This window comes from Brachyspira sp. SAP_772 (assembly GCF_009755885.1).
Classification (GTDB): Bacteria; Spirochaetota; Brachyspiria; order Brachyspirales; family Brachyspiraceae; genus Brachyspira.
In genome coordinates, this window is sequence record NZ_VYIX01000246.1 from 1 (window position 1) to 632 (window position 632).

Annotated in this window: 1 pseudogene; it reads left to right on the top strand. The window is 26.6% G+C overall.

The features are described 5' to 3' along the window. Positions 1-276: 276 nt before the first annotated feature. Positions 277-632: pseudogene (locus tag GQX97_RS13825) on the top strand (elongation factor P); the annotation flags it as partial.

A 632-nucleotide genomic window follows, 5' to 3' on the forward strand; every position in this document is an offset into this window, starting at 1 on the left:
TCTGTATCTGTAGCTTTAGGATTAGAAATTTACAGATTTGCAATTGGAATAAAATATGAATATCTTCGCTCTAGACAGCTTTATGCTTTTAAAAAGATGGAAAGCAAGATTGGTTTAGAGGCTAGTTTATTCTTTTAAAGCTATATTATAATAAACAAAACTTATAAATAAAAATTAATTATTGCATTATTAAATTATTTGCTTTTTTTCTGCTAATAAAATATAATGCTWAAACTATCAATCATAAAAAATATATTATAATCAGAGGTTTTATTTATGGATGTTAATGATTTAAGAAAAGGCGATGCTATTATATTAGACGGCGAAACTTATCTAGTAATAGATGCTCACTTTCATAGAGCTCAGCAGAGAAAAGCCAATGTAAGAACTAAATTAAAAAACATGATTAAAGGCAATATGGTTGAAAAAACTTTTGCTTCTACTGAAACTGTTGAAGAGGCTGATATTGCATACAAAAAAGCTCAATATCTATATAGCGAAGGAAATGAGTATATATTCATGATACTTGATAACTATGAACAAGTGCATGTTAATGAAGATATTTTAGGCGATAACAAATATTATTTATTAGATAACAGCGCAGTTGATTTGCAATATATAAATGAAGAAGT